The sequence below is a fragment of the Enterobacter sp. RHBSTW-01064 genome (genome assembly GCF_014103035.1).
GTDB lineage: Bacteria > Pseudomonadota > Gammaproteobacteria > Enterobacterales > Enterobacteriaceae > Enterobacter > Enterobacter mori.
Map to the genome: position 1 here is coordinate 237,155 of NZ_JABXOU010000005.1, position 17,492 is coordinate 254,646.

Annotated in this window: 19 protein-coding genes; 11 read left to right on the forward strand and 8 right to left on the reverse strand. The window is 56.0% G+C overall.

Annotated elements, in window-relative coordinates; translation table 11 throughout:
• Positions 1–321 precede the first annotated feature (321 nt).
• The 8 genes from potF (at position 322) to HV355_RS16570 (ending at position 8,459) form a co-directional block, all read left to right on the forward strand.
• Positions 322–1,434: a spermidine/putrescine ABC transporter substrate-binding protein PotF gene (potF, locus tag HV355_RS16535; protein WP_010429062.1), complete on the forward strand. Its 1,113-nt coding sequence runs from the start codon at positions 322–324 to the stop codon at positions 1,432–1,434.
• 102 nt (positions 1,435–1,536) lie between these two features.
• The gene (gene potG, locus HV355_RS16540; protein WP_042716353.1) at positions 1,537–2,670 is read left to right on the forward strand and encodes a putrescine ABC transporter ATP-binding subunit PotG; all 1,134 of its coding nucleotides are present in this window, start codon (positions 1,537–1,539) and stop codon (positions 2,668–2,670) included.
• Between the two features lie 9 nt (positions 2,671–2,679).
• On the forward strand, positions 2,680–3,633 hold the full coding sequence (gene potH / locus HV355_RS16545; RefSeq protein WP_042716351.1) for a putrescine ABC transporter permease PotH: 954 nt from the start codon (positions 2,680–2,682) through the stop codon (positions 3,631–3,633).
• On the forward strand, positions 3,630–4,475 hold the full coding sequence (gene potI, locus HV355_RS16550; protein ID WP_042716350.1) for a putrescine ABC transporter permease PotI: 846 nt from the start codon (positions 3,630–3,632) through the stop codon (positions 4,473–4,475). The genes potH and potI overlap by 4 nt, the downstream gene beginning before the upstream one ends.
• A gap of 65 nt (positions 4,476–4,540) precedes the next feature.
• On the forward strand, positions 4,541–5,014 hold the full coding sequence (locus HV355_RS16555) for a YbjO family protein (RefSeq protein WP_182402695.1): 474 nt from the start codon (positions 4,541–4,543) through the stop codon (positions 5,012–5,014).
• 40 nt (positions 5,015–5,054) lie between these two features.
• Positions 5,055–6,194 (forward strand): 23S rRNA (uracil(747)-C(5))-methyltransferase RlmC, encoded by a 1,140-nt coding sequence (gene rlmC, locus HV355_RS16560; RefSeq protein WP_126815625.1) that lies wholly within the window; start codon positions 5,055–5,057, stop codon positions 6,192–6,194.
• A 104-nt stretch (positions 6,195–6,298) separates the two neighbouring features.
• Positions 6,299–7,006, forward strand: coding sequence for a response regulator transcription factor (locus tag HV355_RS16565; RefSeq protein WP_089599001.1), 708 nt, complete (start codon positions 6,299–6,301; stop codon positions 7,004–7,006).
• A complete protein-coding gene (locus HV355_RS16570) occupies positions 6,990–8,459 on the forward strand; it encodes an ATP-binding protein (RefSeq protein WP_182402697.1) in 1,470 nt (489 codons plus the stop codon). Before HV355_RS16565 ends, HV355_RS16570 begins: the two co-directional genes overlap by 17 nt.
• An 86-nt stretch (positions 8,460–8,545) precedes the next feature.
• Here the strand turns inward: HV355_RS16570 and artJ are convergent, their stop codons facing one another.
• The 6 genes from artJ to HV355_RS16600 all read right to left on the reverse strand — a co-directional run bounded on the left by artJ (position 8,546) and on the right by HV355_RS16600 (position 13,072).
• Entirely contained in the window at positions 8,546–9,277 is a 732-nt protein-coding gene (artJ, locus tag HV355_RS16575) for an arginine ABC transporter substrate-binding protein ArtJ (RefSeq protein WP_033145047.1), read from the reverse strand.
• 179 nt (positions 9,278–9,456) lie between these two features.
• Complete coding sequence (gene artM / locus HV355_RS16580) at positions 9,457–10,125, reverse strand: arginine ABC transporter permease ArtM (RefSeq protein ID WP_010429086.1); 669 nt, start codon at positions 10,123–10,125, stop codon at positions 9,457–9,459.
• The gene (artQ, locus tag HV355_RS16585; RefSeq protein ID WP_089599005.1) at positions 10,125–10,841 is read right to left on the reverse strand and encodes an arginine ABC transporter permease ArtQ; all 717 of its coding nucleotides are present in this window, start codon (positions 10,839–10,841) and stop codon (positions 10,125–10,127) included. Before artQ ends, artM begins: the two co-directional genes overlap by 1 nt.
• 6 nt (positions 10,842–10,847) lie before the next feature.
• Positions 10,848–11,579: an arginine ABC transporter substrate-binding protein ArtI gene (artI, locus tag HV355_RS16590; RefSeq protein ID WP_125914173.1), complete on the reverse strand. Its 732-nt coding sequence runs from the start codon at positions 11,577–11,579 to the stop codon at positions 10,848–10,850.
• A gap of 19 nt (positions 11,580–11,598) precedes the next feature.
• The gene (gene artP, locus HV355_RS16595; protein WP_182402699.1) at positions 11,599–12,327 is read right to left on the reverse strand and encodes an arginine ABC transporter ATP-binding protein ArtP; all 729 of its coding nucleotides are present in this window, start codon (positions 12,325–12,327) and stop codon (positions 11,599–11,601) included.
• Positions 12,328–12,553: 226 nt separating this feature from the next.
• Positions 12,554–13,072, reverse strand: a complete 519-nt coding sequence (locus HV355_RS16600; RefSeq protein ID WP_010429096.1) for a lipoprotein — start codon at positions 13,070–13,072, stop codon at positions 12,554–12,556.
• A gap of 97 nt (positions 13,073–13,169) precedes the next feature.
• Here HV355_RS16600 and HV355_RS16605 point away from each other — a divergent pair, with 97 nt between their 5' ends.
• From HV355_RS16605 to HV355_RS16615, 3 genes are all read left to right on the forward strand, one after another.
• Entirely contained in the window at positions 13,170–13,493 is a 324-nt protein-coding gene (locus tag HV355_RS16605; RefSeq protein WP_006174327.1) for a heavy metal-binding domain-containing protein, read from the forward strand.
• Complete coding sequence (locus HV355_RS16610) at positions 13,490–14,320, forward strand: N-acetylmuramoyl-L-alanine amidase (protein WP_108415962.1); 831 nt, start codon at positions 13,490–13,492, stop codon at positions 14,318–14,320. Before HV355_RS16605 ends, HV355_RS16610 begins: the two co-directional genes overlap by 4 nt.
• A gap of 268 nt (positions 14,321–14,588) precedes the next feature.
• On the forward strand, positions 14,589–15,212 hold the full coding sequence (locus HV355_RS16615; RefSeq protein ID WP_108415963.1) for a helix-turn-helix domain-containing protein: 624 nt from the start codon (positions 14,589–14,591) through the stop codon (positions 15,210–15,212).
• On the opposite strand, the gene HV355_RS16620 is transcribed toward HV355_RS16615, so the two are convergent.
• Positions 15,213–15,839, reverse strand: a complete 627-nt coding sequence (locus HV355_RS16620; protein ID WP_108415964.1) for a hypothetical protein — start codon at positions 15,837–15,839, stop codon at positions 15,213–15,215.
• Positions 15,839–17,404, reverse strand: coding sequence for a peptidoglycan-binding domain-containing protein (locus HV355_RS16625; protein ID WP_182402701.1), 1,566 nt, complete (start codon positions 17,402–17,404; stop codon positions 15,839–15,841). Before HV355_RS16625 ends, HV355_RS16620 begins: the two co-directional genes overlap by 1 nt.
• Positions 17,405–17,492: the final 88 nt, after the last annotated feature.

A 17,492-nucleotide genomic window follows, 5' to 3' on the forward strand; every position in this document is an offset into this window, starting at 1 on the left:
AGCGGCTGCATAACGCCATTTTTTCTGCTGCTTTTAACCTTTCCTTAAAGAATTTTTCACCTCCCTGAAGGCCCTTTCGGCTTATCACGTAGACATAACCTGCATAAAAAATTGATAAAAGGCGTTTTTTCGTCTGGGCTATAGCCGGAGACACGGGCTACAGTTATTCTTGCGATGCTTACAAAAAAGCGAGCGGAACCTGCCAGGAAAGGGGTTTATTTTTATTTCGGGCAGAACGACAAACTATGCATGATTTTTGCATATATCCAGATTGCACAGTTTTGGTTCGTTTGTTAACGAGCTTTCAGAAGGAATAACACTATGATCGCCTTGAATAAAAAATGGTTATCGGGTCTGGTTGCGGGTGCTCTGATGGCCGTCTCTGCCGGCACGCTCGCTGCGGAACAAAAAACGCTGCACGTTTACAACTGGTCTGACTATATCGCGCCGGATACGGTCGCTAATTTTGAAAAAGAGACCGGCATTAAAGTGGTCTATGACGTTTTCGATTCCAACGAAGTGCTGGAAGGAAAGCTGATGGCGGGCAGCACCGGTTTTGACCTGGTGGTGCCCTCTGCGAGCTTCCTTGAGCGTCAGCTGACCGCCGGCGTTTTCCAGCCGCTGGATAAGAGCAAATTATCGAACTGGAAAAACCTCGACCCGGAAGTGCTGAAGTTGGTGGCGAAGCACGACCCGGACAACAAATACGCGATGCCTTATCTGTGGGCGACCACCGGTATCGGCTACAACGTCGATAAAGTGAAAGCGGCGCTCGGCCCGGACGTCAAGTTGGACAGCTGGGATGTGGTGCTGAAGCCGGAAAACCTTGAGAAGTTGAAAAGCTGCGGCGTCTCCTTCCTCGATGCGCCGGAAGAGATTTTCGCGACCGTGCTGAATTACCTGGGCAAAGACCCGAACAGCAACAAAGCCAATGACTACACCGGCCCGGCGACCGATTTGCTGCTGAAGCTGCGTCCAAATATTCGCTACTTCCACTCTTCCCAGTACATCAACGACCTGGCAAACGGCGACATCTGCGTCGCAATCGGCTGGGCAGGTGACGTGTGGCAGGCGGCTAACCGCGCGAAAGAGGCGAAAAACGGCGTGAACGTCTCTTACTTCATTCCAAAAGAGGGGGCGCTGGCGTTCTTCGACGTCTTCGCGATGCCTGCTGATGCGAAGAACAAAGACGAAGCCTATCAGTTCCTCAACTATCTGATGCGTCCGGACGTGATTGCCCACATCAGCGACCACGTTTACTACGCGAACGGTAACAAGGCCTCGGTGCCGCTGGTGAGCGAAGAGATCCGCAATAACCCGGCGATTTATCCACCGGCGGATGTGTTTGCCAAGCTGTTCACCCTGAAAGTTCAGGATCCCAAAATTGACCGCGTGCGTACCCGCGCGTGGACCAAGGTGAAGAGCGGTAAATAAGTTACCGTGAGTCGTAGGCCGGGCAGGTGCTAGCGCCCCCGGCAACAGGTGCACCGTTCTGGTGCGCCTGCACCAGTTTTGATCTCTACCGGAGAACACCCCGTGAATGACGCGATCCCCCGCCCGCAGGCGAAAGTCCGTAAAGCGCTGACCCCGCTGCTTGAAATTCGTAACCTCACCAAATCTTTCGACGGCCAGCATGCCGTGGACGACGTCAGCCTGACGATCTACAAAGGCGAAATCTTCGCGCTGCTGGGCGCATCCGGCTGTGGAAAATCGACCCTGCTGCGTATGCTGGCGGGTTTTGAACAGCCTACCGCCGGGCAAATCGTGCTGGACGGCGTAGACCTGTCCAGCGTGCCGCCGTATCAGCGCCCGATTAATATGATGTTCCAGTCCTACGCGCTGTTTCCGCACATGACGGTGGAGCAAAACATCGCCTTTGGCCTGAAGCAGGACAAACTGCCGAAGGCTGAAATTACCGCGCGCGTGGCTGAGATGCTGAGCCTGGTGCACATGCAGGAGTTCGCGAAGCGTAAACCGCACCAGCTCTCCGGCGGCCAGCGTCAGCGCGTGGCGCTGGCCCGCAGTCTGGCAAAACGTCCGAAATTATTGCTGCTCGACGAACCGATGGGCGCGCTGGATAAAAAACTGCGCGACCGCATGCAGCTCGAAGTGGTGGACATTCTCGAGCGCGTGGGCGTGACCTGCGTGATGGTTACCCACGACCAGGAAGAGGCGATGACCATGGCCGGACGTATCGCGATCATGAACCGCGGTAAGTTCGTGCAGATCGGCGAGCCGGAAGAGATTTACGAGCATCCGACTACGCGCTACAGCGCGGAGTTTATCGGCTCGGTGAACGTCTTCGAAGGGCTGTTGAAAGATCGTCAGGAAGACGGGCTGGTCATCGAATCGCCGGGGCTGCAGCATCCGCTTAAGGTCGACTCTGATAACTCGGTGTTAGATAACGTGCCGGTCTACGTGGCCCTGCGTCCGGAGAAGATCATGCTCTGTGAGGATCCGCCAGCCGATGGCTATAACTTTGCCGTCGGGGAAGTGGTGCACATTGCCTATCTGGGCGACCTGTCTATTTACCATGTGCGTCTGAAAAGCGGACAAATGCTCAGCGCCCAGTTGCAGAACGAACATCGCTATCGCAAGGGACAGCCGACCTGGGGCGACGAAGTGCGCCTGTGCTGGGACGCGGACAGCTGCGTCGTACTGACGGTATAAGGAGCGATCATGAGTACACTTGAACCTCCAGCCCGCGTCAAAAAGCCGGGCGGTTTTGCCCACTGGCTGGCGCGCATGCAGATGAACCACGGTCGCAAGCTGGTGATCGCCATGCCGTATATCTGGCTGATCCTGCTGTTCCTGCTGCCGTTCCTGATTGTTTTCAAGATCAGCCTGGCGGAAATGGCGCGGGCGATCCCGCCGTATACCAACCTGCTGGACTGGGCCGACGGGCAGCTGACGCTGACCTTAAACCTGGGCAATTTCCTGCAGCTCACCGACGACCCGCTCTATTTCGAAGCCTATTTGCAGTCGCTGCAGGTGGCGGCGATCTCGACGATCTGCTGCCTTCTCATGGGCTATCCGCTGGCCTGGGCGGTCGCGCACAGCAAGCCGTCGACGCGTAACATCCTGCTGCTGCTGGTGATCCTGCCGTCGTGGACCTCGTTCCTGATCCGCGTTTACGCGTGGATGGGGATCCTGAAAAACAACGGCATACTGAATAACTTTCTGATGTGGCTTGGGGTGATCGACCAGCCGTTGACCATCCTGCACACCAACCTCGCGGTCTATATCGGGATTGTTTACGCCTATCTGCCGTTTATGGTGCTGCCGATTTACACGGCCCTGACGCGCATTGATTACTCGCTGGTGGAAGCGTCGCTCGATCTTGGCGCACGTCCGTTAAAAACCTTCTTCAGCGTCATTGTCCCGCTGACCAAAGGCGGCATTATCGCCGGGTCAATGCTGGTCTTTATCCCGGCGGTAGGGGAGTTTGTGATCCCTGAACTGCTCGGCGGCCCGGACAGCATCATGATTGGCCGCGTGCTGTGGCAGGAGTTCTTCAATAACCGCGACTGGCCGGTGGCCTCGGCGGTGGCGATTGTCATGCTACTGCTGCTGATCGTGCCGATCATGTGGTTCCACAAGCATCAGCAGAAACAGATGGGAGACCACGGATGAACAACTTACCGGTAGTGCGCTCCCCGTGGCGAATTGCGATCCTGGTGATTGGCTTTACCTTCCTGTATGCGCCGATGCTGATGCTGGTGATCTACTCCTTCAACAGCTCTAAGCTGGTAACGGTCTGGGCGGGCTGGTCGACGCGCTGGTACAGCGAGCTGTTCCACGACGATGCGATGATGAGCGCGGTGGGGCTGAGCCTGACCATTGCCGCCCTGGCGGCCACGATGGCCTGTGTTCTGGGCACTATCGCCGCGCTGGTGATGGTGCGCTTCGGGCGTTTTCGCGGTTCGAACGGCTTTGCCTTTATGATCACCGCGCCGCTGGTGATGCCGGATGTGATCACCGGCCTGTCGCTGCTGCTGCTGTTCGTTGCCCTGGCGCACGCCATCGGCTGGCCGGCGGATCGCGGCATGCTCACCATCTGGCTGGCCCACGTCACCTTCTGTACCGCCTACGTGGCGGTGGTGATCTCCTCGCGCCTGCGCGAGCTGGATCGCTCTATTGAGGAGGCGGCGATGGATCTCGGCGCTACGCCGCTGAAAGTCTTCTTCATCATCACGCTGCCGATGATTATGCCTGCGGTGATCTCCGGCTGGCTGCTGGCGTTTACGCTCTCGCTCGACGATCTGGTTATCGCCAGCTTCGTTTCCGGGCCGGGCGCGACGACGCTGCCAATGCTGGTCTTCTCCAGCGTGCGTATGGGGGTGAATCCGGAGATCAACGCCCTGGCGTCAATTATCCTCGGCGTAGTCGGAATTGTCGGATTTATCGCCTGGTATTTGATGGCGCGCGCGGAAAAGCAGCGGGTGCGTGATATCCAGCGTGCAAGACGCGGCTGAAGCATTTAAAATTTCCAGTGAAGTGCCGCGCATGACGCGGCACTGTTTTTCAGGGAAGTAAAACATTGGGATTCTTTCAAAAAACACGTCATACGCATGCCCGTCCGAACGTTCCTGCGCTGGTGCAGGTGGCGGCGCTCGCCATTATTATGATCCGCTGTCTGGACGTGCTGATGATTCTGAACACCTTAGGCGTCCGCGGCATCGGTGAATTCATTCACCGCAGCGTACAGACGTGGAATCTGACGCTGGTTTTTTTGAGCAGCCTGGTGCTGGTGTTTATTGAAATCTACTGTGCATTCTCGCTGGTCAAAGGGTGCAACTGGGCGCGCTGGGTCTATCTGCTGACGCAAATCATTGCTGCGGGTTATTTGTGGGCGGCTTCGCTGGGCTACGGATATCCTGAACTGTTTAGCATTCCCGGTGGTTCCCGGCGGGAAATTTTCCAGTCGCTGGTGATGCAAAAGCTTCCGGACATGCTGGTGCTCTGCCTGCTTTATATCCCGGCTTCCAGTCGGAGATTCTTCCGCCTGCAATAATGTGTATAATCGCAGCCCTCGTGATCCTTAAGGTTTTAATATGCAGTGCGCACTCTTTGACGCCGGACGCTGCCGCTCCTGTCAGTGGATAGAACAGCCGGTCTCTCAACAACTCACCGCCAAAATGGCCGACCTGCAACAGCTGCTGGCAGCACACGCGGTGGGCGAGTGGTGCGCACCCGTCAGCGGCCCGGAGCAGGGCTTTCGCAACAAAGCCAAAATGGTGGTCAGCGGCAGCGTTGAAAAACCGCTGCTGGGAATGTTGCACCGCGACGGCACGCCGGAAGACTTAACCGACTGTCCGCTTTATCCCGCCTCGTTTGAGCCCGTCTTTGCCGCACTGAAACCTTTTATCGCGCGTGCGGGCTTAACGCCTTACAACGTTGCCCGCAAGCGCGGCGAGCTGAAATACCTTCTGCTGACCGAAAGCCAGAAAGACGGCGGCATGATGCTGCGCTTCGTGCTGCGCTCCGAATCCAAGCTGGAGCAGCTGCGCGCGGCGATACCGTGGCTTCAGCAGCAGCTTCCGCAGCTGAAGGTGATTACCGCAAACATTCAGCCGGTGCATATGGCGATCATGGAGGGGGAGAAAGAGATTTTCTTCACCGGACAGCACGCGCTGGCCGAGAATTTCAACGGTGTGCCGCTGTGGATCCGCCCGCAAAGCTTCTTCCAGACTAACCCGGCCGTGGCAAGCAGTCTGTACGCCACCGCCCGCGACTGGGTGCGTGCGTTAAACATCCAGCATATGTGGGATCTGTTCTGCGGCGTGGGCGGCTTTGGCCTGCACTGCGCGACGCCAGAGATGCAGCTCACCGGAATTGAGATCTCCGCCGAAGCGATTGCCTGCGCGAAACAGTCCGCCGCCGAGCTGGGGTTAACAAATCTGCACTTCCAGGCGCTGGACTCCACGCAGTTCGCCACCGGCCAGGGCAACGTGCCGGAACTGGTGCTGGTGAACCCGCCGCGTCGTGGTATCGGAAAAGCGCTGTGCGACTATCTGAGCCAGATGGCGCCAGAGTACATCATTTACTCCAGCTGTAACGCGCAGACCATGGCGAAAGATATCGCTAACCTGCCGGGCTACCGCATTGAACGCGTGCAGCTTTTCGATATGTTCCCGCATACCGCGCATTATGAAGTGTTGACGTTGTTAATCCGTAGGCCGGGTAAGGCGTAGCCGCCACCCGGCATGAACCCCGCACAATGTTCAACAAAATGTGAACTCTTCATCCCTGCGAAATCAGGTAAGCTTACGTCATAAGAAATGAATAAGGCTTACCCATGAAGCAGATCCTGCTGGTGGAAGACGACCACGATATCGCGGCGCTTCTGCGACTCAATCTAGAAGATGAAGGCTACGCCATCACCCACGAGCCCGACGGGGGCAACGCCCTGCAGCGTCTTGAAAAACAGCCGTGGGATGCGGTGATCCTCGACCTGATGCTGCCCAACGTTGACGGGCTGGAGATTTGCCGCCGCATCCGTCAGATGACGCGCTACCTGCCGGTCATTATCATCAGCGCCCGCAGCAGCGAAACCGACCGCATCACCGGGCTGGAAACCGGCGCCGATGATTATCTGGCTAAGCCGTTCTCGGTGCAGGAGCTGATTGCGCGCATCAAAGCGCTGTTCCGCCGTCAGCAGGCGATGGGGCAGGCGCAAACCGACGGGCAAATTCAGGCTCACGGGCTGACTATCGATCCGCTGGCGCGCAGCGTGCTGCTTCACGGCCAGGTGGTGGATCTCACGCCGCGTGAATTCGAGCTGCTGTACTTCTTTGCCCGTCATCCCGGCGAGGTGTTTTCCCGGTTAGCGCTGCTGGAGCAGGTCTGGGGCTATCAGCACGAAGGCTATGAGCACACCGTTAACACCCATATCAACCGCCTGCGCATCAAGATTGAAAAAGATGCCGCCGAGCCGGAGATTATTCGCACCGTCTGGGGCAAGGGCTATAAATTTGCGGAGCCAAATCATGATGCGCCGCTTTAGCCTGAGCCAGCGCCTGACGCTGCTATTCATCCTGCTGATGATGCTCTGCGCCACCGTCGCCTGCGCGGTACAGCTCTACAGCAGCACGCAGTACGGTAACGCGATGGTGCAGCGGCTGTCGGGCGGGCTGGCGCAACAGATAGTCCAGCGCGAACCGATTCTGGACGCGCAGGGCAGGGTCGACCGAACGTCACTCAAGCCGCTGTTTGACCGGCTGATGACCTTTAATCCGAGCGTTGAGCTGTACGTCGTCTCCCCGGATGGCGATATCCTGGCCGATGCCGCACCGCCGGGCCATATTCAGCGGCAAAAAATCGACCTGTCGCCGGTTCAGACCTTCCTGAGCGGTACCGCTATTCCGATATTGGGCGACGATCCACGCAGCCAGAATAAAAAAGTCTTTAGCGCCACGCCGCTGCGGCAGGACGGCGAGCTAAAAGGCTATCTGTACATTATTTTGCAGGGCGAGGAGTCGAACGCGCTGGCGGAGATGGCCTGGCATAAGGCGCTGTGGAGCACGGTGCAGTGGTCACTGTTGTGGGTCGCGCTGTTTGGCCTGCTGGCGGGCCTGCTGGTCTGGTACTGGGTCACGCGTCCGGTAAAAGAACTGACGGTCGAGGTCGCCGGGCTGGATCGGGACAGCATGAGCGCAATCAGGCAGCTGTCGGTAGAAATGCCTGATGCGACGGCAAAGGATGAAGTGGCGCTCCTGCGCAACAGCTTTATCGAACTGGCACGCAAAATCACCCAACAGTGGGACCAGCTGGCCGACAGCGATCGCCAGCGCCGGGAGTTTATCGCCAACATTTCGCACGACCTTCGCACGCCGCTCACCTCGCTGCTGGGCTATCTGGAAACCCTGTCGCTAAAATCCGCGACCCTGACGCCGCAGGAGCACCAGCAGTATCTCGCTACCGCGCTCCGACAGGGGCAAAAGGTACGCCATCTTTCACAGCAGCTGTTTGAGCTGGCGCGCCTGGAGCATGGCGGCATAAAGCCGCAGCGCGAGCGGTTCGCGATGGCGGAGCTGATTTCCGACGTGGCGCAGAAGTTTGAGCTCACTGCCCGCACGCGCGAGGTGAATCTGCATATCGACGTACCGGGGCCGCTGCCGCTGATTAACGCCGATGTGTCGATGATCGAACGCGTGGTGACCAACCTGCTGGATAACGCAATGCGGCATACGCCGACCGGCGGGGAAATTCGTCTGGCGGTCTGGCAGGAGAATCAACAGCTTCAGGTCGAAGTGGCAGACAGCGGAACGGGCGTCGATGCCGCACTGCGCGACGATCTGTTCCAGCGGCCGTCGGCGTTGACGACCCAGGCATCGCGGGAGAATCGCGGCGGGTTGGGGCTGCTTATTGTGAAGCGAATGCTGGAGCTGCACGGAGGCGGGATCAGGCTGATGGAGTCGGTGAGCGGGGCGCGGTTCAGGTTCTTTGTGCCGTTGTGAGAGAGTGCCGGGTGGCGCTGCGCTTACCCGGCCTACAACTCCCCCCGTAGGCCGGGTAAGGCGCAGCCGTCACCCGGCAAAAACCATTACTGCGGGAACCACTGGTCGCTGATTTTCTGATACGTACCGTCCGCTTTAATCGCTTTCAGCGCACCGTTCAGTTTTTCCAGCAGGGCCTTGTTATCAGGACGTACCGCGATACCCAGGCCTGTACCAAAGTACTGCGGATCGGTCACTTTCTCGGTTGCCGTGCCCAGCTGCGGATTGGTTTTCAGCCATTCGTTCACCACGGCGGTGTCACCGAATACACCGTCGATACGGCCATTTTTCAGGTCGATAATCGCGTTCTGGTAGCTGTCATAGGCCACGGTTTTCACTTCAGGATGTTTGTCCTGCAGGTATTTCTGGTGCGTGGTGCCGTTTTCCATTCCGATGCGTTTGCCTTTCAGCTGGTCAAAAGAGGTGTATGCCCCTTTTTTCGCAATCACCACCGCCGAGTTGGCGTAGTACGGGTCGGTGAACGCAACCTGCTTGCTGCGCTCAGGCGTGATGTCCATCCCGGAGATCACCGCATCGTATTTTTTGAATTTCAGCGACGGGATCAGGCTGTCGAAGGCATGGTTGGTAAAGGTGCAGTCGGCCTGCATCTGTTTGCACAGCGCTTTCGCCAGGTCGATGTCGAAACCGACGATCTGGTTGCTGGCATCCAGCGATTCAAACGGCGGATAGGTGGCGGAAACGCCAAAATTGATTTTATCCGCAGCGGATGCGCCAGCGGCGAAGGTTGCCAGTAATGCGGCCAGAACTAACTTTTTCATTGTAATGCTCCCGTCTGTCTATCTTGTCATCATGCGCCGTGTCTGCGGCATGGATGCACAATGCCAGTTAATGAATTTATATGCAATAAATATGATTAAATATTGTGTCTCACACAAAAAAAAGCGGATAACCCATCAGGTTACCCGCCTTTGATATACAGATTTATGCATTTGCCAGGTTAATTTCTGCGCTCAAACGCCAGCGCTTTACGCTCGATCAGGCGCATCATCAGCGTCAACAGACCGTTGACCACCAGATACACCAGCCCCGCCGCCCCAAACACCATCACGTCGTAGGTGCGTCCGTACAGCAGCTGTCCGTGGCCCATCACTTCCATCAGCGTGATGGTGTAGGCCAGAGACGTACTCTTGAACACCAGCACCACTTCGTTGGAATAGGAAGAGAGTGCGCGCTTGAAGGCGTACGGCAGCAGGATCGCCAGCGTGTCTTTCTTGCTCATGCCCAACGCCCCGCACGACTGCCATTGTCCTTCCGGGATGGCGCGGATCGCCCCGTAGAACAGCTGGGTGGTATAGGCCGCACTGTTCAATGAGAGCGCAATCAGGGCACACAGCCACGGCTCAGAGAGCAGGTGCCAGATAACCGGATACTCCTGCAGCGACGGGAACTGGCCCGGGCCATAGTAAATCAGGAAGATCTGCACCAGCAGCGGCGTGCCGGTAAACAGGGTGATGTAGGCACGCACGATCCACACCAGCACCGGCGTTTTCAGCGTCAGGATGATGGTGAAGATCAGCGCCAGGATCAGCGCCACGACGATGGACGCCACGGTCAGCGTCAGGCTGGTGTGCAGCCCCTTCATCAGCTCGGGTAAGTAGTCAAGCATCAGCCCGGTCTCCGTTCAAAACGCGTTGCACGCAGGTCGATGCGTTTGAGGATGTACTGACTCAGCAACGTGATCACCAGGTAGATCGCCGCCGCCACGATGTACCAGGTAAACGGCTCCTGGGTACGGGTGGCGATACTTTTGGTCTGCAGCATTAAATCGTTCACGCTGATGAGGCTCACCAGCGCGGTATCTTTCAGCAACACCAGCCACTGGTTACCCAGTCCTGGCAGGGCATGACGCCACATCTGCGGCATCACCAGGCGGAAAAAGATCGCCGCTTTCGACATGCCGAGCGCCTGGCCGGATTCCCACTGTCCTTGCGGAACCGCCTTCAGCGCCCCGCGCAGCGTTTGTGACGCGTAGGCAGAGTAAAGCAGGGAGAGGGCAATCACGCCGCACAGGAACGGGCTGACGTCGAAGTTTTCAATCTGCATCTGCACTGGGATCTGCGCAAAGCCGAGATTGATCGTGAAGCCGTCCGACAGCGTCAGCAGCAGCTGTGAGGAACCGAAATAGATAAACAGGACCACCAGAATTTCCGGCAGTCCACGCAGCACGGTCACCAGTGCGGAACCTGTCCAGGCGACGGGGAACCATTTTGCTGATTCCCACACCGCAAAGAACATCGCCAGCACAAGGCCGATAATCAGTGCGCAAACGGCAAGGCCGACAGTCATCCCGGCGGCGCTTGCTAATGGAAGAATTTCATTCATCAGGAATTACTTCTGGAACCATTTTTGGTAGATGGTTTCGTAGGTGCCGTCTTTCTTCACTTTTTCCAGCGCAGCGTTGAATTTCTGCTGCAGCTCAGTGTTGCCCTGACGCACGGCGATGCCCAGACCGGTACCGAAATAGGCTTTATCGGTCACTTTGTCGCCCACTGGCGCCAGCTTGTCGTTGGCTTTCAGCCATTCAGTCACCACCGCGGTATCACCAAACACGCCGTCGATACGGCCGTTCTGCAGATCCAGCTTCGCGTTCTGGTAGCTGTCATACGGAACGGTGGTGATTTCCGGATGTTTATCCATGATGAATTTCTGATGCGTGGTGCCGTTCTGCACGCCCACTTTCTTGCCTTTCAGCTGGTCGATGGACGTGAACTTGCCTTTCTGCCCGATGAACAGGGCGGAGTTGTCGTAGTAAGGGGTAGAGAACAGCACCTGCTTTTCACGCTCAGGGGTGATGTCCATACCGGCCATCACGGCGTCAATACGGCGGAACTTCAGGCTTGGGATCAGGCTGTCGAACGCCTGGTTGCTGAAGGTACAGGTTGCGTCGATCTCTTTACACAGGGCGTTCGCCAGGTCTACGTCGAAGCCAACAATCTTGTTGTTCGCATCGATGGATTCAAACGGAGGATAAGACGCTTCAGTGGCGAAACGAATGGTCTGGGCTGCGGTAGCGGAAAGGCTGACGCTAGCAAGCAGCGCGGCAATCAATACTTTTTTCATTATCATTTTCCCTAACACATCAGTGAGATAAGTAATTTTTAAAGGCATCGGTTTGCGGGTTGGTGAAGCAGCTCGCGTCCCCTTGTTCAACGATATACCCGTTTTCCATGTAGACCACGCGGCTGGCGGTTTTGCGCGCCACTTCCACCTCGTGGGTCACGATGACCTGGGTAATGTTGGTTTCCGCCAGCTCGCGAATGATGCTCACGATCTGGGCGGTGATTTCCGGATCCAGCGCCGCGGTTGGCTCGTCAAACAGCAGCACCGCAGGCTCCATCATCAGCGCGCGGGCAATCGCTACGCGCTGCTGCTGGCCGCCGGAAAGATGTAAAGGATAGCGGTCGCTGTACGGCTTAAGGCGCAGACGTTCCAGCAGCTTTTCGGCACGCGCCATCGCCTGGTCCTTGCTTAAACCGAGCACGCGGCACGGCGCTTCAATCAGGTTTTGCTGAACGGTCAGGTGCGGCCAGAGATTGTATTGCTGAAAGACCATGCCCACGTTTTGACGCAGTTCACGAATCGCTTTATCAGACGGCGTTTTCGCAAAATCAAAATGGTTACCGGCAATTGCCAGCGTACCCGAGCGGGGCATTTCAAGCAGATTAAGGACACGCAGAAGAGAACTTTTGCCAGCGCCGCTTGGGCCGAGCAAAACCAGCGTTTCGCCCTCCGGGCAGTTCAGCGTGATGTCGAACAGCGCCTGGTGTGCGCCGTAGAAGCAGTTAATGCCGTTTAGTTTAATACTCATCGGGGCAGTCTTTACTCATCCAGGCAATCTATAGCAATTGAGGCCGCAGATAGTACCGTTGACAGAATAGTTATGCAATATTTCTGCGTTAAAAGTTAAATATAACCCGTATTTCCTCTTAAACATAGCACAAAATAGCGAAGGGTAAGGGGGGCGAGTATAAATGTCGGCATTCCGCGAGAAATGCCGGACATTTTACGGGGTTAACAATTATTTTACTGATGAGTTAGCGGTTCTCAATCGACTGTCGCAGCGTGCCTGCCGGGGCATGAACGCTGCCGCCGATGTAGCGTACATCGTCGACGGCCCAGCACTGGCCTTCGCGGATCATCAGCACTTCATCCTGCCAGGACTGGGTGCCCTGGGTCAGCTTCACGCGCAGCGGGATATTTCGCGCATCGGTGTTTGGGATGGTGGAAGCACTCGCGACCTCGGCGCTGTCGGGCAGCGTTGCGCGGCTGGAGAACGGGTCCGACTGAAGCAGCGCGTTATGCTGCGGATCGCGGGTCGCATCATTCAGCAGTTTGGCCAGACCGTCGCTCAAATACGGACGAAGGGCAGTAAGATCGTTACCGCGATGCTGAATACGATAATCATAGAACTGTTGCGCCACGGTATCCGGGCCACCGTCAATGCAGGGGCCGCTGCGGGTACCGATATCCTTAAAGGCTGGCGTGACCGGGGTGGTGCACGCGCTGAGCACCAGCGCGCAAGGCACTAAAAGCGTTAAAGCAGAGTAGCGCATGTTGATTTCCTTATTTATTAACTATCCTTTCAATCATAGCGTAACGAACCGATAATGCTGGTGGTAAGGCATTGAACGCTAAAGAAGGAGAGAAAGTATGCAGTTTTCCACCACCCCAACCCTGGAAGGGCAGCCAATTACCGAGTATTGCGGCGTCGTGACGGGCGAAGCGATTCTGGGCGCCAACATCTTCCGCGACTTTTTTGCCGGTATTCGCGACATCGTCGGCGGACGCTCGGGTGCTTACGAGAAAGAGCTGCGCAAGGCCCGCGAAATTGCCTTTAAAGAACTGGGCGAGCAGGCAAAAGCGCTGGGCGCTGATGCCGTTGTCGGCATTGATATTGACTACGAAACGGTCGGTAAAGACGCCAGTATGCTGATGGTGAGCGTAAGCGGCACGGCGGTGAAAACCCGTCGATGAAGCGTTCGCTTTCAACACTCCTGCTGGCGCTGCTGCTGGCAGGGTGCGCCACGGAAAAAGGCGTTATTGATAAAGGTGCCTACGAGCTGGATACCCGCCACCAGGCGCAGGCGGCCTACCCGCGTATCAAGGTGCTGGTGATCCACTATACCGCGGATGATTTTGACAGCTCGCTGGCGACCTTAACGGACAAAAATGTCAGCTCCCACTATCTCATTCCGGCAATTCCTCCCGCTCCTGATGGCAAACCGCGCATCTGGCAGCTGGTGCCTGAAAGCGAACTGGCGTGGCATGCCGGGATCAGCTTCTGGCGCGGCACCAACCGTATCAACGATACGTCCGTGGGGATTGAGCTGGAGAACCGTGGCTGGCAAAAAACGTCTGGCGTTAAGCACTTTACCCCTTTTGAGCCTGCGCAAATTGCGGCGCTGGTGCCGCTCGCCAAAGACATTATCACCCGCTACAACATCAGGCCTGAAAATGTGGTGGCCCATTCGGACATCGCCCCGCAGCGTAAAGACGATCCCGGCCCGCTCTTCCCGTGGCGGCAGCTGGCACAGCAGGGCATTGGCGCATGGCCCGATCCGGCACGCGTCGCGTTCTATATAAACGGGCGTCCGCGCTATCAGCAGGTGGATACCGGTGCATTACTCGATCTGCTGGCGCGGTATGGCTATGAGGTGCCGGTTGACAGCACGCCGGCGCAGCAAAATCGCATCATTACGGCGTTCCAGATGCATTTCCGGCCTGACCTGTGGAACGGCGTCGCGGATGTAGAAACCCTGGCAATTGCAGAAGCACTGTTAGAAAAATACGGGCAGGGGTAATCCTTCGGTTACCCCCGAATGAGTATATTTAGACTGTTTTCGTTAAGATTAATCTTAAGTACAAACTCAATTCACTTTTAGTTAATTGACTTAAAAGTATCCGGATTTAAGATAGACACATAGCTTGCTAAGTAATGAAGCAAACAAATTTAAAACGCGCTTATTTTATTTTTATCTTTCATTTTTTCATCAGGAAAATATTTCGTGATTTGGGCCCGTTCGCCTAAATTGCGGCTTTTAAATTTTACATCTTAAATCGGGTATAACAATGTTAAGCATCTATGCAAAAAAATTACGTCCGCAACAGGAAATGGAAGCCATTATTTCTGCAACGTCAGGTTTTGAAGAAAAAACCTTAAAGAAATGGCAGAAAATATCCACGTCTGAATCGCAATATATTCATATTATCGTCAGCGGTGAAGTTGAATTCCGCCGCGAATCTGACGAACTGTGTATGTTCACGGTTACGGGCCAGTGTATTTTTGGTCTCTCCTCGATGTACTACAACGCAACCCATATGTACGGCCTCGTTCGCGCCAACACCCTGGTGCGCTCGATCAAGAAAGAGACCTTCGCCCAGTTGATGACGGATAACAACTTATGGCCTGAATTGACTAAAGTGCTCTCCTGGTACATCTGCATGCTGAGCAAACGTGACGATGTGCTGGTTGCCCGCAGCGCTTACTCTGTTGTGCGCGAATTCTTGTACGAAATTAATGAGCTTATTGTTCATCATCAGCGCGATATCAATATTTATGATTACATCCAGGAATATACCAACCTGGCGCGCAGCACCATTATTAAAATTCTCTCCGACCTGAAGAAAGGCCAATATATCGTGGTGGAAAAAGGTCGACTTCTTAATCTCAACGCTCTGCCAGAAAAATATTAATTACTCCAGCCGGTCTCCTTTAATACTTAAGGGAGATCGCGCCTTATTTTCGTGTAGCATACTGCTTTGAGGATTTTCCTGCGTTTCGTCTACCGGCGGCGCGGGAATTTTGCCTTGGGAATAATCCTGCTCTTGTTCTTTTAACGCCTGCTTAAATAACGCCGTTAATGATGAATCATCGCCGCCTGCGCTGGTGGGCGCAACATCGTGCGCTTCGGTTCCCGGCAAGGTATCCCGCGAGGTATCGTGCGGAACGGCGCCATCGGGTGCCTGCTGCCAGTCGGCATCATCGCTGTTAATGGGCAAATCCTGCATGGCCGGGACGTCGGTATGCACGGGGACAGGTTTCGGCTGCGGATGTGGGAACGGTTTGCTCACATACACATAATGCATATCCGAAAGCTGCGTTTCCGGTTTGGCGACGCTCACTTTTATCGGTTCTGGCGCAGGGTGGCGCAGGTTCCAGTAAATGTGCGCGTACAGCCCTGCTATTACCATGGCGCACAGACCCAGCATGCATAAAAAGGTTTTACCGAACACTTTTCTCAGGTTTGGGACGCGGTACGAAAACCAGACCGCCTCCCCGGTAGTGTAGCTGCGCTGAGCCGCAAGACAGATGGTAGACATCAGGAATGCTTCTCCTGCTTTTTCGCGTCCGGTGTGGAACGCGAGGCCTGTATTAATACGCTCGGTGCGGTATCGGTTTCACGCATTAACTGCATCAGCGTATCTTCCCCTGGAATGCCATCCACGTGCAGATGCATTTTTTGCTGGAACTCTCGTGTGCGTTTCATCAGCTCCGCCGTCCAGGTCTGGGCATGGGTTTCCGGCTGGTTAAGGGCCACGCTCAGCTGCTGGTCAAGCCAGCCCATGTCTTTTGCATCGCTGGCGGCGCTGATGGCGTCTTTGCCGTCCGGCGTCAGGCGGTGCAATTGGGTGTAGTTGCCGGTCGCATGCTGATTAAACCAGCTGCGGCTCACCTGCCAGGTACGGTTGTTCATCAGCAGATCGAGAGAGGTCTCCCCGACGCGTGCGACCACGGCGTAATTAAGGTGGTTGCCGGTTTTCAGTTCACTGACCCATGGATAGCCCTCCAGTGCCAGCGCATCCGGCGAGGCGTTCCCCTGTTTACACATCAGGTTCACCTTCGCGGCGTTTTGACACAGGGCATCTTCCGCCGAGGCGTCATACCCCCACATCTGATAAAGCTGATGCATGGCGTCCGGCTGATTAACGACGTCGTTGTCAATAACCGGCAGCACGGGCACCTGTACTTTTGGCGTCGGGTGTTGCCAGCTAACGGGAACGGGCAGTTGAACCGGCAGTCTTGCACTAATAGAGGACGTTAAACACCAGCCGCAGGCGGCGAACAGCACGGACGCGAATAATCCCACGGTTGCCAGGCGCTTACCGTGTTTTTTCGCGGGCAGGATCTCACCTGCCGCCAGGCGTAAATGACGCGGGCTGACCTGTCTTGCCCGTTCGGTCCAGGCGGCCAGCAGCGACAGGTGCGCCAGCTCGTTCAGCTTGCTGATACTCCCTTTGGTCAGGGCATGCATCTTGCGCACGCGCGCCGGCGTTAAGGGCGAAGTCTCGCACCCGTGCTCCTCACACTGCGCCTGAACATAGCTCAGGAATTCGCGGCAGGTCAGGGGACGCAAGGCATGATGTGTGTGCGTGTATTCACGCAGTTCAGGCTGCTGCTTCAGAACGGCTTCCTGATCCGCCGCGCCCATCAACACCACGGACAACCGGAAATCCAGCTCCTGAGCGCGGGTGAGCAACATCGCCAGGACTTCCCGGCAGTTGTCTTTCATCGCTTCGGTATGGGCGATGACCAGCACTTTGGCTTTCGCTTTTCCCTCCTGCCACTGACGCAGTACGGCATCCACCGCCTGAAGCCGGTTCTTGCTCTCTTTCGTTCCCGGATTGAGTTTGTACAGCAGGCTACTGGCACTCAGTTTTGGAAACGCGTTGATGGCAAGCACGCCAGCATTAGCGGATTTCAGGGCACTGTTGAACTGGCCCAGCAGCGGGGCATCGTTGGAAAAGAGCCCGATAATTCCCGCCCGTTGGGTTTTCTCTTTCAGCAGGTTGAACACGTCCTGATGATAAGGCACCAAAAAATCCCCGGATAACCGGGTTATTTTCCGAAAGGGCGGATTTTTAAAATTAAAGTGGCTCTGATACATAACGACTTACCGTCTCTGATTAGGAATAGCAACAGGACGAGAAAGTAAAGCAACGCTATAGGGTGGTCAATTTGCGCACAGGGTAAAA